Here is a 14,997-nt window from a genome sequence, read left to right on the forward strand (position 1 = left end):
CCCGCTGCCGCATTAGGAGAGAGACGTTATGAACAAGATCGTTCAGGACAAAATGGATCAGAACCGTGGTGCTTCCGACATCGCCCGTTTTGAAAAGAACGCGGCGCATCTTGAAGCCAGCGGCATGTATGACCCGGCCGAAGAACACGCCAACTGCGGCGTAGGTCTGGTCGGTGCGATTGATGGCAAACCGCGCCGTGAAGTGGTTGAAGCCGGTATCGAAGCGCTTAAAGCCATCTGGCACCGTGGCGCTGTTGATGCCGATGGTAAAACCGGTGACGGTGCAGGTATCCATCTTCAGATCCCGCAGGATTTCTTTAAGGCCTACCTTAAAGTCATCAACCAGGAAGCGCCCGACAGCCTGATCGCTGTTGGTCAGGTCTTCCTGCCGCGTATCGACATGTCCGCACAGGAACGTTGCCGCGCGATCGTGGAAACCGAAATCCTCAAGCAGGGTTACGGCATTCTTGGTTGGCGTCAGGTCCCGGTTGATGTTTCGGTCATCGGTGAAAAAGCAAACCAGACCCGCCCGGAAATCGAACAGGTTCTGATCGGTGTTCGTGATGACGTGGATGAAGAGCAGTTCGAGATTGATCTCTATGCGATCCGTCGTCGCATCGAAAAGGCTGTGCTGTCCGAAGCGATCAAGGATTTCTACATCTGCTCGATGTCGTGCCGTTCGGTGATCTATAAGGGCATGTTCCTGGCAGAAGACGTTGATACCTTCTATCCGGATCTGCGCGACGACCGGTTCATTTCGAACTTCTGTGTCTATCACCAGCGCTATTCGACCAACACCTTCCCGAGCTGGCCGTTGGCACAGCCGTTCCGCGTGCTTGCCCATAACGGCGAGATCAACACGCTGCGCGGTAACGTCAACTGGATGAAAAGCCACGAAGCGCGTATGGCGCACGAAGCTTTTGCCAACAGCATCGACGATCTTAAGCCGGTCATTCAGCCGGGTTCGTCTGACTCGGCTGCTTTGGATGCCGTGTTTGAGCTGATGGTGCGTGCGGGTCGTGACCTGCCGATGGTGAAAACCATGATGGTGCCAGAAGCCTGGTCGAAAAAGGCATCCACGCCAGACAGCTATAAAAACCTGTATGCCTATTGCAACGCCGTGATGGAGCCGTGGGACGGCCCGGCTGCACTTGCAGCTTATGGCGGAAAATGGCTGATGGGTGGTACGGACCGTAACGGTCTGCGTCCGCTGCGTTATGCGGTGACGGGCAATGGTCTTCTGATTGCCGGTTCCGAAGCAGGCATGGTTCATATCGATGAGGAAAGCTGCGTCGAGAAAGGCCGCCTCGGCCCGGGCCAGATGATTGCGGTGAACCTTGAAGAAGGCAAACTGTTCCACGATGCCGAGCTGAAAGACAAACTCGCGAACCGTCGTGACTGGTCGAAATGGGTTGGTCGCACCAAGGTGCTTGATGACCTGATTTCGCCGGAACATACCGAACCGTCCCATATCGACAAAGAACGTCTTCTGTGTCTGCAGAAGTCGATGGGCCTGACCCACGAAGACCTTGAACTGATCCTTCATCCGATGGGTGAAGACGGCAAAGAAGCCATCGGTTCGATGGGCGATGACACCCCGCTTGCAATTCTGTCGGATCGTTATCGTGGTCTGCACCACTTCTTCCGTCAGAACTTCTCGCAGGTGACCAACCCGCCGATCGATAGTCTTCGTGAAGCACGCGTCATGAGCCTGAAGACCCGTCTGGGCAACCTTGGCAACATCCTTGATGAGGATGAAAGCCAGTGTGACCTGTTGCAGCTTGAAAGCCCGGTTCTGACCAACGCCGAATATGACGCAATGCGCGGCTATATGGGCGATACGGCAATCGAGATCGATACCACCTTTGACATCAATGGTGGCAAGACCGCGCTGCGCGATGCGATTTCCCGTATTCAGCGCGAAGCAGAAGAAGCCGTTCGCGGTGGTGCGCTTCACGTCATCCTGACCGACGAAGCCATCAGCGAAGATCGTGCGGCAATCCCGATGGTCCTTGCGACCGGTGGCGTTCACAGCCATCTCGTGAAGACGTCGCTGCGTACCTACATCTCGCTGAACGTGCGTTCGGCTGAATGTATGGATGTGCATTACTTCGCCGTTCTGATCGGTGTTGGCGCAACCACGGTTAACGCCTATCTCGCACAGGAAGGTCTGCTGGACCGTTATGCGCGTGGCCTGTTCCCGAATGTGGGCAGCACCGCAGAAGTCATGCAGCGCTTCAAAACCGCGATTGATGCCGGTCTGCTCAAAATCATGTCGAAAATGGGCATCTCGATCATCAGCTCGTATCGTGGTGGCTATAACTTCGAAAGTATCGGCCTGTCGAGATCCCTGGTGGCTGAGTTCTTCCCGGGCATGCCGTCACGTATTTCGGGTATCGGTCTTCAGGGTATTCAGCGCCGTACCATCGCGCAGCACAAAGAAGCCTTTAACGGCAATGTTGTGGTTCTGCCGGTTGGTGGTCTGTACAAATACCGCCGCAGTGGCGAACGTCACGTCTGGACTGGTCCGCTGATCCATACGCTTCAGTCAGCTGTTTCGACGGGCAGCTACAACACGTTCCGCAAATTCTCTGAAGGTTTGCGTTCGCGTGAGCCGCTGCATCTGCGTGACCTGCTTGATTTCCGTTCTGACCGTGGCTCGCTGCATCAGGACAAGGTCGAAAGCATCACCGAAATCCGCAAACGTTTCGTAACGCCGGGCATGTCCCATGGTGCATTGTCGACCGAAGCGCACGAAGCGCTTGCGATTGCGATGAACCGTATCGGTGCGAAATCGAACTCCGGTGAAGGCGGTAAATCGCGTGAACGTTTCCGTCCGCGTGCGAACGGTGACAATGCGCGTTCCTCGATCAAACAGGTTGCGTCTGGTCGTTTCGGTGTGACCGCCGAATACCTGAACAACTGCGAAGAAATCCAGATCAAGGTCGCACAGGGTGCGAAACCGGGTGAAGGTGGTCAGCTGCCGGGCTTCAAAGTCACGGTCGAGATCGCCCAGCTGCGTCATGCGACGCCGGGTGTGACCCTGATTTCGCCGCCGCCGCACCATGACATTTACTCGATCGAAGATCTGGCTCAGCTGATCTATGACCTCAAACAGATCAACCCGCGTTGCCGTGTCTGCGTGAAGCTGGTGTCGCGTTCGGGTGTTGGTACGATTGCCGCTGGTGTTGCCAAGGCAAAAGCCGACGTGATCCTGATTTCCGGTTATGACGGTGGTACGGGTGCAAGCCCGCAGACCTCGATCAAATATGCAGGCGTTCCGTGGGAAATGGGCCTTTCGGAAGTCAACCAGGTTCTGACGCTCAACAACCTGCGTGACAAGGTCAAGCTGCGCGTTGACGGTGGTTTCAAAACCGGCCGTGACGTCGTGATCGGTGCGATGCTGGGTGCCGAAGAATTCGGTATCGGTACCGCGTCCCTGATTGCGCTGGGCTGCATCATGGTGCGTCAGTGCCACTCGAACACTTGCCCGGTTGGCGTTTGTACCCAGGACCCGGCACTGCGTGCCAAGTTCGTCGGTACGGCTGACAAGCTGGTAAACCTGTTCACCTTCATGGCTGAGGAAGTCAAAGACGTTCTGGCCGAGCTTGGCTATGACAAGCTTGAAGACGTTATCGGTCGCTCTGACCTGCTGCAGCAGGTTCACCGTGGCGCGAAAGACCTCGTTGACCTTGACCTTAACCCGCTTCTGGCACAGGCAGACGCTGGTGACCATGCACGCTTCTGCACCATCGAGGGTCGTAACGAAGTTCCGGACACCCTTGATGCGCAGATGATCAAGGATGCCCGCCCGCTTCTTGAAGACGGCGAAAAGATGCAGCTTCAGTACAACATCCAGAACACCCAGCGTGCGATTGGTACGCGGATGTCGTCACTGATCACGCAGAAATACGGCATGACCGGCCTGAAACCGGGCCACCTGCATGTCCGTCTGCGCGGTTCGGCTGGTCAGTCGCTTGGCGCCTTTGCGGTTCAGGGTCTGAAGATCGAAGTTCAGGGCGATGCCAACGACTATGTTGGTAAGGGTCTGTCGGGCGGAACGATTGTTCTGCGTCCGCGTCCTTCCAGCCCGCTTAAGACGAACGAAAACACCATCATCGGCAACACCATTCTTTATGGTGCGACCGCGGGCAAGCTGTTTGCTGCGGGTCAGGCTGGTGAACGTTTCTGCGTCCGTAACTCGGGTGCCACGGTTGTGGTCGAAGGTTGTGGTTCGAACGGTTGTGAATACATGACCGGCGGTACCGCAGTGATCCTGGGTTCGGTTGGTGAGAACTTCGGTGCAGGGATGACCGGCGGCATGGCGTTCATCTATGACAGGGAGAATACCTTTGCCGATGTCGTCAACGATGGCTCCATCCTGTACCAGCGCATTGAAACCCAGCATTGGGACGAACAGTGCCGCGCTCTGATCGAAGAGCATGTTGCAGAAACCGAAAGCGGTTATGCACGTACGATCCTTGATAACTGGGATCGTGAACGCGGCAACTTCTGGCAGATCGTGCCGAAGGAAATCGTCGACAAGCTGGAACACCCTATTCGCTCCGAGAGCGAAAACCAGGCAACTGCGTGATCTGTCACGCTTTTGCGCAAGCTCCCTTGTCCAACACACCTGGACAAACGAACTCGCCCCGTACTTCGGTACGGGGCACTTTTCTTTGTCTGGTTTGATCAGATAGGGGCAGGCAAAAGGCGGGTCTTCGGGCCCGCCTTTTTCTTTTGAGGCGTACTAGCCAGACACAGTTGTCCTGTGGCCAAGAACAGGGCCGGACAGAAATAGCAATTTACAGAAGAATGTTCAGATAGGTGCCGCGACGCGCATTATGGTCGATCTGATCGGTTGCGATCAGGTTGCGCAGGCGGGCCAGCTGGGATGCAATGAAACTGTCTGATGACGGTTGTTCGGCATTGGCATTAACCCGGCCACGGGCACCAACGGCCCCTTGCGGACGCGCGCGTGCATCCTGAAGACCGGTTTGTGAGGAGCCTGTGCCAATTCTGTTGGTGGTCATTATGCCGTCCAGATTTCAATCAAGTGCCAATTCTAGCATGGCATCAAGCAGTTGTCATGATTGTGCTGGATCAGGGCCGCGTGTCGTACGCGCAAGAAAAAGGGTGGTCAAGGACCACCCCTGGAGGAAGCTAACGAGAGGGAAAAATCACGTTAGGATATTAACCTTGGTGCCACGGCTGCCGCTGGTTTCAAGCGGCTGGTGTTCGGTTACGATAGAACCGATAACCTTTGCCAGACCGGTCGCCTTATTGATCGCGCCTTCTGCGGCTGCGAATGGAAGGGACGGACCTGATGCACCACCACCGGGGGTAATTGCGTCGTTCACGGCCTGTGCCGCGGCGCTTAAACCTGAACCTTGTACCGAACCGATCATCCTGACCTCTTAACTTGCCTGGAGGGGCCTCTACCCAACTCAGGGATCAATGCAATCTCTGATTACAGAATATGGTTTTATAATGCCTGAAAAAGTGATGGCTGTCACACGGGCCTCGGCAATTGACCAAGACGACGCGATAACGGCTTGGATCACAAGCGTTTCTGGTGATTTGGGCGGGTAAGATTTATTTAACCATTGCGCGAAGGTGGCGATGGTTCCGGACGATTATGGTTGGGGACTCGGCCTGTTGGCTACGCCAGAACTTAGGTGCGTTGACGTTCTGACCGAAGGGCCAGCGCCTCGTGGATAGCTTTTTGCAGTTGGGTCGGGCGGAACGGTTTTTTGACAAAGACGTAATTGCCAAGAAGGTTATCAAGTTCCTTGCGCGACCGTGCCGGATAGCCAGACATAAAGACAACACCATAACGCGGGTTTTGACGCAGGGCTTCAATGATCAATTGCGGGCCACTGCGCCCGGACATGACCACATCGGTCAGGATCACATCAAACGGCTCGTTACTCTCGGCCTGCTTGATGACTTCAAGGGCTTCTTCGGTGCTTTTGGCTGTCTGGGTGACAAAGCCTGCATCTTCAAGAATGATGCGCGCCGTGGTCCGAAGCGACTGTTCATCATCAACAATTAAAATCCGTTCGCCATTGCCCGGAAACTCATCGACATCATCAATGCGATGGACCGGCTCAACACCCGGCTCAGAGCGCGGCAAATAGACCGAGAAGGTCGTGCCTTCGCCTTCGACGCTTTCGACATTGATAAAGCCGTGCGCTTCTTCAACCCAACTATGAACGATCGAAAGGCCAAGACCGGTACCCTTGCCCGGTTCCTTGGTCGAGAAGAACGGTTCAAAGATGTTCTCGATAATGTCATCGGGGATGCCGGTTCCCGTGTCCTGTACAGTGATCACAACGAAATCACCGGCGAAATTATCGGGATAGGTATCTTCGTCTTCGTCCGGGTTGCGCTGATCCAGTGGCGGGATATCGACGCTACTGCATGAGATCTGCAGCGATCCGCCATCTGGCATCGCATCACGCGCATTGATCGCAAGGTTCAGAATGCAGGCGGACAATTGGGTCGGGTCAACGCGAGTGTAAAGTTCCGGCTCGTTTGACCAGATTTGCAGCTCGATCCGGTGTTCAAGCAGCGTCATCAGCAACTTCTCCATCTCGGAAAAGATGCTTTGAACCCGAACATTGGTCGGCTGATCGATCCGACGGCGCGAGAACATCAAAAGCTGATCTGCAACGCTGGTTGCGCGTTCACCCAGTGAAATGACGTGATCGATATATTCCTTTACCCGTTCCGGATCGTCGATCTTGGCACGCGCCACTTCGGCAAAGCTCAGAATACCGGCAAGGCAGTTATTAAATTCATGGGCAACACCGCCTGCCATCTGACCAACGGCTTCAAGTTTTTGCGATGTGGCCAACTGGCGCTGCAGGGCTTCTTGTTCTTCGGCGGCACGGTGCTGGGCTGTGATGTTGCTGCCCGTTCCGCGATAGCCGTTGAAGCTGCCATCAAGGGCAAAGACAGGCACACCGTTGATGCGTCCGTAATGCTTTTCGCCTTTGCGCGAGGTCCATGAAAATTCAACGTTCTGGAATGCCATATGATCGTCCAGACGCCGTTGCAAGTAATGCCAGCCTTCCGGGTGCTCGGATTGCAGGCCAAGTCTGTCAAACGACTGGCCTTGTGGCGATCCGTTGATTTCTTCGATCAGCTGGTAAAACTTGTAAGACGCAAAGGCGATCTTAAGGTCGCTGCCCATCTCCCAATACCAGTCCGCCGAAGACAGGGTGAAGTCACGGAAGCGTTCTTCACTGTCGCGGAGCGCGTCCTGGGAGATATGATGCTGTTGTGTGCGGCGTTCCAGACTTTCGGCCATGGCATTCAGGCCACGTTCCAATGTGCCGATCTCGTCACGTCCCATCGGCGTCAGGCGCGCGCTCAGCTTGCCAATCTGTATCTTGTTCACAAACTGGGCCGCCGTAATCAGGCGTTTTAGGACGGTGTGCTGGGTGAACAGGAAAATCAGGGCCGATGTCAAAAGAATGCACATCGCCGAACCGACCAGCAGGACCGATTGCATCTGACGCTGGCTTTCTTCAAGGCCCTTGGTCGAGACCTTGATATAGACATACATGAACGGCTGATTGGCATTCAGGCTAAAAAGCGGGGTGATGCTGACGATGCTGCGACCGGATTGGTCATCATAGGTCGTTAGCACCTGGTCCTTCATATCCGCAGTCAATTTGTGGATAGGGAATTCCGGCAGGATCTTGACCGACGTTCCAATCATGAACGGATCAATGGAATGATAGATCGTGCCATCAAAGCCAATCGCCATGGCTTCTAGTAGATGCGGGCCAAGCAGGCCCTTCATCTGATCGGCGTCGCTAAGGATGGAGACTTTAAGCTGTTCGTCCTGAATCAGGCGACCGGGCGTGCTGATTTGTTCCGCGATGCGGCGGTCAATTTCAGCACCGAAATATTGGACGTAATAGCCGCCAAAGAGGCCCAGCAGTATGGTTTCTACAATTACGATCGCAAGGGCGATCTTGAAGACCAGACTGCCGATCATCCGGTCAAACAGCTTCTTCACGCGAATTCGTCTCCCCGTCGTCCTGCGAACTCTATTTTGCGCACCTTATTACTTTTGCTCAATATAATATTGGCTTGGGTTTGTCGGTGCTGGCGTTGCGTAGCTCCAGGCTGCCGGAATAACTTTCGGAACGTTGTGGAAGTCCTTGGCGACCACGCCTTTCCGGTTCGGCGGCAGAGCAATTCCCATAACGTAGAACTGATCTGCGCTGATGTCGAGAATGTCGCGCATCAGTTGAGATTGTTTTTCTGCATTCGCGGTTTCCTTGAGCTCGTTATAAAGCCCAAGCTGACGCTGAACAGCATCAGGCGGGGTCATCGCATCGGGGCTGTTGGGGTTGATATACCAGTTGGCCCAAGCGGTTGCGAACCATGATGATTCCGAAGAAATCGGCAGATAGTTGATCGGAATAACCATGGCATCAAGACCACCATCACCACCCCAGGCACTTGCATGGTGATCGTTGCTTTCGCGAAGGGCGACGAACTCGTCACGCGGCAGGTTGCGCGGGGTGACATCGATGCCAAGATCGCGCCAATATTCGATCACGGCGCTGAGCATCTCAAAACGATCAGCACCTTCGGTATCGATGAAGAACGACAGCGGCTGACCATCCGGGCGCAAAAGAATGCCTTCTTCGTTACGCTGGATCAGTCCGGCCTTGGCAAGGTAGTCCGCGGCAAGGTCGCGATCAAAGTTGATGAACTGACGGGCAAGAACCGTGTGATATAGCGGGCTTTCCGGGCGCGGGGCTGCCTGATGGGGCAGGGCACCTGGCACGAAACGATTGATGATCGCATCGCGGTCAATCGCGTGTGACAGGGCAACGCGGAAATTCTTGTTCTGGAAAATCTCGCGCAGAACCGGGTCCTTGTCATTAAGGTTCAAGGACAAGGTCAGCGTGTTCATGTCGCTTTCAACAAGCGTGAAGGGCTGCAGATTGTCATTTGCGGCCAGAACTTCGTCGGCGCGCGTACTGACATGGCGTTCCTGCATGTTGACCTGACCGGCAATCGCGGCATCACTCGCCGCACTCTTTGACGGCACAAGGGTAAAGGAAACCTCGTCAATGTATGGAAGCTGACGACCGGTCGGATCGATTTTCCAGTAATACGGGTTACGCTTGGCAATCAGCGGGTCATCCTGCCCATAAACACCGGTCAGAACCCATGCATTCAGGGTCGGAACATCGGGGTTATCCCAACGGGTCGGGTCATCAATTGTGCCGGGGGTTCCAAACACATCGACAAAGCGATCTTTCCACCCTTCAAAGCCAAGCGCCTTGGCTTCCGCGTCGGCATTGGCGTTATATTTCGGCAGCAATGGTTTGAGGAAATGCGCCGGATAGCTCACCGGCTCAACGCCTTCGGGGCGGGCCAGTGCGGTCGGGAACAGGCCATAAGGCGTGCTGAAACGGAAGGCTACGGTATTATCGTCAACCGCGTCGACCTGAACGGTGGTGCCGCCTGACGTCAGCCATTCGGGGACCGTGTCGGCAAAGGCAGGGTTGCTCAGGATGTCTTCGTACCAAAAGATGATGTCATCAGCGGTGAACGGCGCACCGTCGGACCAACGCATGCCCGGACGCAGACGGAAGAAGAACTCAGTCGCGTCGCTGCTTGGCTGGAAGGAAAGGGCAACGTTCGGGATCGTTGTTGTCCATTGCGGCGTCCAGCGAAGAAGCGGCTCATAGCCGATATTACGGATCAAAAGGGCATGGTCGCGCTGATTACGCTGCGCCATTTTCCAGGTGCCACCATAAACACCAATTTTATCGTTCGGGGTGACGATCATCGGGGTGGTCGGCAGGCGGTCCTTGACCGGCGGCAAAGTGCCAGCAGCCACTTGCGTTGCCAGCATCGGCGCTTCGCCAAATTCGACGGCGTGCGTGTCCGAGATGCTCGCAAGCATTGTGCACAACGCGATGATCAGAATATAACTACAATGTCTCAAAGAACCCTGTGCCCCCGTGGCGTTTACGGCCTCTGTTCAAAAGTATCGACGAGGCTACTCAAAGGTGGTGGATACCGTGAGTAGTCATGAAGGTAAATAGAGCAATACGCATGATAAACCTTAAAATGCATGCATGATCGTTTTTTCATATTAAAATGATCCACACTTTAGTTTGGTTCTATCAATAGCTTTACAATATCCTTTGCCAATCTTTTGCAGCGCGGAAATTCGCTAATCCGCGGATTTGAATGGTTTCCGCGCGAATTCGAACAAGTCCCTTTTTGTGCGGCTTTGACCTGCGCACTTACTCTTAAGGGTGGCTTGTCAGAATTGTTCCAAATTCATTCGACTAAAGTTTAATGGGTTCTAAATTAGCAACGCATCGACTGATCGTGTGAAAATGACTTCGGCGACATGCATTTTATAACGAGTTGTCATATATATTAAGGCATGTCCAAATCCTTCGACGAGATGCGAACTGATGGCGCCATCTGACAATGCAACAAAGCCGAACACTGGACCGTCCTATATGGCCGGCCCAAAGCCCGGTGCGCCGATCCCGCGCTATGAACCTGGGACGGACACGGGGCTTCGTGATCGGTTGCGCACGTCATCGGCCAGCACTGCGGTTGCGCCGATTACTGATGGGGAAGACGGTTTTACGGTTCCCGGTGTCGAAGGCATGATTGATCGCAAGAAGGCCAATGTGGCAGCCAAGATTGTCGATACAGATCCCGATCAGGCCCTTCGCGTTATCCGCAACTGGTTGCTTCAAGACTGATACCCTATCAGTTACGACGCACCGTTCCCGAATGCGTTGCGCATAATTCCTTGGCATTGTTTTGTTTTTTGTCATTCTGATCAGACAGGTCAGGAAACTGATAGAAAAACAATGGGGAGTGTTTGGCGATCATGACCGATTTCAGTGCATTGATTACAGAGCAATTCTGCGCATTCGATCAGAATTATGTCATGCAACAGGAAAGCTATGCTGGGAAACTAGCACCACTTCAGGACCGGCTGATTGCCGCCCAGAATGCTGGTAACAGCATGGCTGCATCCGATCAAAAGATGATCGAAAGCAAGTGGCTCCTGCTTTACACCGCCGACTGGAACACGCTTGATGCCAAGCTTGCCGACTTTTCAAAGTCGCTTGATAACCCCGATCAGAGTTGGGCGGAAAAACAGGTGCCAAGTGATGGATCCTGGGGGCCTTGTTATGATCAGTGGTTCCTGAAAGTCGATGCGATGATCGATGCGGTCAACACGTTGGCCGATGCCGGACAGGCACCCGAATATCCGTTCCTGTTCATGGAACCGATCGCCACACCCGATAAAATGATCGCCTGGCTTGAAGATCAGAAGACCTCAAAAATTTATGCGGATGGTTTGGATCGGCGTGATGCGCTGGGGGCGGTGACCGCAACCCTGTCGCAGATGTGCTTTAAAAGCGAAATCCGCGATTATTTCCAAACACATGTAAAGGGTTTTGATCTGACCGAAGATTACATCACGGCCTATAAAAACTGGCTGGATGACTGGCAGGATGATCAAAGCGGTTATTGGGGTGGATGGTTTGAAACACCTGATCAGGGCGTGCTTAAAAGCAATGACCTTAGCCTGACTTTCCACAATATTTCCTATCAGCATGGCAAGGTTGATCTTTGGCCCGAGATTTTTGAAACGACACTTGCCATCCGTGATGACGCCTATCCGTTCGGCTGGAAACACAATGGCGATTTCAACAATCACAACAATTACGATGTGACCAAAATATTCGAGCTTGGCTGGGACAAGGTCGATACAGATACCCAGAATGCCGCATCAAAAGACATCGGCCTTGTTCTGGATTGGTGTCTGAACAAATCCATGACCCCGGATGGCGGGTTCATTGATGATCCGACCTTCTATAACTCGGTCGGGGCGGCCTATTATTACGGTGTATCGTTCCTTGATCAGGCGGGATATTTCGGAACCACGGCCCCGTTCTGGACCGATAAGCCGTTCCCGGATGGTCCAGAACTTTGCTGTAAAATCCAAAAGAAAATGAAATCCGAAGGCCTTGATGACGACGAAGCCAAGGCCGCCATGGAAAAGCTCGTTGATGCGTGTGGCAGCTGCAGCTAGTTGCAGCATCCGGCACAATGAAATCATCATCGGGGGTTGGCGAAATACCCCACCCCATCCCCATATGAAAAGGAACAAGAACAACAAGTCATGAGGTTTCGGATGACGGACCGAACAGATATTGATCTTGCAACCCTGCGTGCACGGCTTGAAGAACGCCGTGCTGACATATTGGCGCATTCAAATCATTCCGAAGATTACCGAAAGCCGGTCGAGCTGGATCAGCAGGCGGTCGGGCGGTTGTCCCGAATGGATGCCCTACAAAATCAGCAGATGCATCTTGAACAGGAACGTCGTCGAACTGCAGAACTTGATCGCATAGCAAAGACCCTGCTTCGAATGGATGACGACGAATACGGGCATTGCCACAATTGCGGCGAGGCGATTGAAAAGAAGCGCCTTGAGTTCGATCCGACAACGCCGCTCTGTGTCGACTGTGCCGATCAGGTGAGCCACGTCTGAAATTTCACCGTAAAGTGGGATATGAATGCCAGCTTCGTTTGGCGATGAAGCTGGCATTGTCATTGGTTCAAAACCGGGAGAAGCCCTTTGCCTGCCTGTCGGCAATTTCATGAACGGATTTCATTCTTCGGCATCGGGTTTGGGGTGGCGATGCTTGTGATCTGTTTGGGCATGATCTTCTCCCGCCCGGCATCCGCTCAAGGAAGCTGCGCACCCGTGCGTGCGCCGGAGGCATCGCTTGAGTTCAATCACATGGACCCATTGCTGGATCGGCATCGTTCGGTCCGCTGGCTTAACAGTCGGGCCGGCGGCAGTCCGCGCTATCTTGTGACGGGCTTGACCGAATATGAAATGCGCGCGTCATTTGACATGCGCTTTGAACCCCGCCAAGTAGGCTTTGGCCGCTATTGCCTTGATCCGGTGCGCGTTAGCCCCAAGGTCGACGTTGTCAAACATCTGGTCTATGTCGCCTCCGAGCTCGAACGGGGCACGTGCGAATATGATGTGGTCTATGCCCATGAAGGCGAACATGTGAAGATCAACCAAGGCATGGAAGCTGACATTCACGTTGCACTTGATGATCTGGTCAATGACGTGGTCGGCAGGGTCAGTGCCATGTTCCCGATGTCGGCGGAAAACACGCAAGGTGCCATGAAACGTTTGCTGTCGGAATATGGCCGGGATTTTAAACGTCGGATTAGCGAGGTTGATCGGAACCGTCGTGAACAACACAAGATGATCGACACACCCGCCGAATATGAAAAGCTATCGATGGCCTGTGGCCCGAATTCCGCATTTCATACGGTTCTGCAAGCCGCCGCGCGTTAAGGATGTCTGAAATTTATCAGAGCGTTATTCGAAGTCGGTGCCTGCAAAATCATCAATCCCCGCCATATCGCGCAGTGCGGCAAGGTTAAGACCAAACACATTGCGTGAACGGAATTCCAAAAGGTCACTGCGGCGGAAATCGGCAATGATCCGGCTTGCAGTTTCTGTGGTGATGCCCAGCATAGCACCGATATCTTCGCGCCCGGGGAGGTGGCAGCTATTGGTTTCAGCATCATGCAAGAACAGGCACAGGCGGGCGACGCGTTCGCGCGCTGTCCCGGTTGTCATCTGGGTCAGCCAGTTATCTGATTCCATTACCACCTGATGCCAGCGGTTTAGAACCTGCTTGTGCAAACGCGGGCTTTCGCGATCAAGCTTCTCAATCACGGCAATCGGGATGCGACACAATGCGCTGTCTTGCAGGGCTTCGGCGTGATGAGTGAAGCTGTCGCTCACAATTGCCTCAAGCCCGATGGTACCGCCAGGACGAACTAGCCGAACAACACGCTGGTTGCCGTCGGGCAGGTAATGCACCAGTTTGATCAGGCCGCTACGCAGTGTGAAGATCGATTGTGCATCATCACCCGCGTTATAAAGGGTGCCACGTTTGGGAAGTGCTATATCTTCGACCGGCATATGGACAAGTTTGAAATCTTCGTCCGTCAGATTGTTGAACAAGGCAAACTTTCGCACGCCGCAATCGCGGCATCGTGCAAGTTCAGGTCGGAATGTAAAGCCTGCCGTGTGGTTCAAATGACGCATCCTTTTGGACGGAGCAGTCGCGCGTTCGAAGAATAGGAGCTGCATGGCAGCTCAGTCAGCGCCTGATTTCAATGTACCGCAGTGATTTGTAAAATCAATCTAAAGTCGTGGCAGCGCAATTTGCAAAGCCCCGTCACGATTAGATATCAGGCGCCAGCATCAAGGGTCACAAGGCCCTTTTCAATCGCGTAGCGGACCAAGCCGGCAGAGCTGTCGATATCAAGCTTGCGCTTGATGTTGCGGCGGTGGGTTTCGACTGTGCGCACACTGATGTCGAGTTCACGTGCAACATGCTTGTTGCTTGCACCCTTGGCCAGCAGACGCAGAACCGTACGTTCGCGGGTGGTTAGGGGCACACCGTCGCTGTTGCAGCCTTCACCCGCACTGATGCGATCAAAGGTGGAGCTATATGCTTCGCCGCCATTGGCGATGGTTTCAATCGCGCGCACCATGTCATTGGATGATACGTCTTTGAGGATAAAGCCCTTGGCACCGGCCTGTTGGGCGGTGCGAAGATATTCCGGGTTTTCGTGCATCGACAGGATGACGACCTTGGTATCGGGCAGTGCTTCGCGGAATTTCTCGGCTGCTTCGAGCCCGTTCATCACCGGCATGGAAATATCCATCAGAACAATATCGGGGCTGAGTTCGCTGGCCAGTGACAGGGCTTCAACGCCGTTGCTGGCTTCGCCAATGATGTTGATATGCTCAAAACATTCCAGTCGCGAACGGATGCCATCCATAACAAGTGCATGGTCATCGCAAAGCAGGATGCGCAAAGGTCGGTCGGTGGAATAGATCTGATTGGCATTATTCATTGATCGAAACTAGGT

Annotated in this window: 11 protein-coding genes; 5 read left to right on the forward strand and 6 right to left on the reverse strand. The window is 54.0% G+C overall.

Annotated elements, in window-relative coordinates; genetic code table 11:
• Window positions 1-28 precede the first annotated feature (28 nt).
• Entirely contained in the window at window positions 29-4,594 is a 4,566-nt protein-coding gene (gltB, locus tag ACMZ66_RS12150) for a glutamate synthase large subunit (protein ID WP_416937471.1), read from the forward strand.
• Between the two features lie 211 nt (window positions 4,595-4,805).
• Here gltB and ACMZ66_RS12155 read toward each other — a convergent pair whose 3' ends face one another.
• The 4 genes from ACMZ66_RS12155 to ACMZ66_RS12170 all read right to left on the reverse strand — a co-directional run bounded on the left by ACMZ66_RS12155 (window position 4,806) and on the right by ACMZ66_RS12170 (window position 9,943).
• On the reverse strand, window positions 4,806-5,033 hold the full coding sequence (locus tag ACMZ66_RS12155) for a hypothetical protein (RefSeq protein ID WP_416937472.1): 228 nt from the start codon (window positions 5,031-5,033) through the stop codon (window positions 4,806-4,808).
• A gap of 147 nt (window positions 5,034-5,180) precedes the next feature.
• Window positions 5,181-5,408 (reverse strand): hypothetical protein, encoded by a 228-nt coding sequence (locus tag ACMZ66_RS12160; RefSeq protein WP_416937473.1) that lies wholly within the window; start codon window positions 5,406-5,408, stop codon window positions 5,181-5,183.
• A 266-nt stretch (window positions 5,409-5,674) separates the two neighbouring features.
• Window positions 5,675-8,032, reverse strand: a complete 2,358-nt coding sequence (locus ACMZ66_RS12165) for an ATP-binding protein (RefSeq protein ID WP_416937474.1) — start codon at window positions 8,030-8,032, stop codon at window positions 5,675-5,677.
• A gap of 48 nt (window positions 8,033-8,080) precedes the next feature.
• Entirely contained in the window at window positions 8,081-9,943 is a 1,863-nt protein-coding gene (locus ACMZ66_RS12170; RefSeq protein ID WP_416937475.1) for an ABC transporter substrate-binding protein, read from the reverse strand.
• Window positions 9,944-10,466: 523 nt separating this feature from the next.
• Between ACMZ66_RS12170 and ACMZ66_RS12175 the strand changes: the two genes are divergently transcribed.
• From ACMZ66_RS12175 to ACMZ66_RS12190, 4 genes are all read left to right on the forward strand, one after another.
• Window positions 10,467-10,766 (forward strand): hypothetical protein, encoded by a 300-nt coding sequence (locus ACMZ66_RS12175; RefSeq protein ID WP_416937476.1) that lies wholly within the window; start codon window positions 10,467-10,469, stop codon window positions 10,764-10,766.
• A gap of 131 nt (window positions 10,767-10,897) precedes the next feature.
• Complete coding sequence (locus ACMZ66_RS12180; protein WP_416937477.1) at window positions 10,898-12,112, forward strand: hypothetical protein; 1,215 nt, start codon at window positions 10,898-10,900, stop codon at window positions 12,110-12,112.
• 102 nt (window positions 12,113-12,214) lie between these two features.
• On the forward strand, window positions 12,215-12,574 hold the full coding sequence (locus tag ACMZ66_RS12185; protein WP_416937478.1) for a TraR/DksA family transcriptional regulator: 360 nt from the start codon (window positions 12,215-12,217) through the stop codon (window positions 12,572-12,574).
• A 150-nt stretch (window positions 12,575-12,724) separates the two neighbouring features.
• Window positions 12,725-13,402 (forward strand): hypothetical protein, encoded by a 678-nt coding sequence (locus ACMZ66_RS12190; protein WP_416937479.1) that lies wholly within the window; start codon window positions 12,725-12,727, stop codon window positions 13,400-13,402.
• A gap of 24 nt (window positions 13,403-13,426) precedes the next feature.
• On the opposite strand, the gene ACMZ66_RS12195 is transcribed toward ACMZ66_RS12190, so the two are convergent.
• Window positions 13,427-14,155 (reverse strand): Crp/Fnr family transcriptional regulator, encoded by a 729-nt coding sequence (locus ACMZ66_RS12195; protein ID WP_416937480.1) that lies wholly within the window; start codon window positions 14,153-14,155, stop codon window positions 13,427-13,429.
• A 155-nt stretch (window positions 14,156-14,310) separates the two neighbouring features.
• Window positions 14,311-14,982 (reverse strand): response regulator, encoded by a 672-nt coding sequence (locus ACMZ66_RS12200; protein ID WP_416937481.1) that lies wholly within the window; start codon window positions 14,980-14,982, stop codon window positions 14,311-14,313.
• Between the last annotated feature and the right edge of the window lie 15 nt (window positions 14,983-14,997).

The organism is Thalassospira sp., assembly GCF_048059015.1.
In the GTDB taxonomy this organism is placed as follows: domain Bacteria; phylum Pseudomonadota; class Alphaproteobacteria; order Rhodospirillales; family Thalassospiraceae; genus Thalassospira.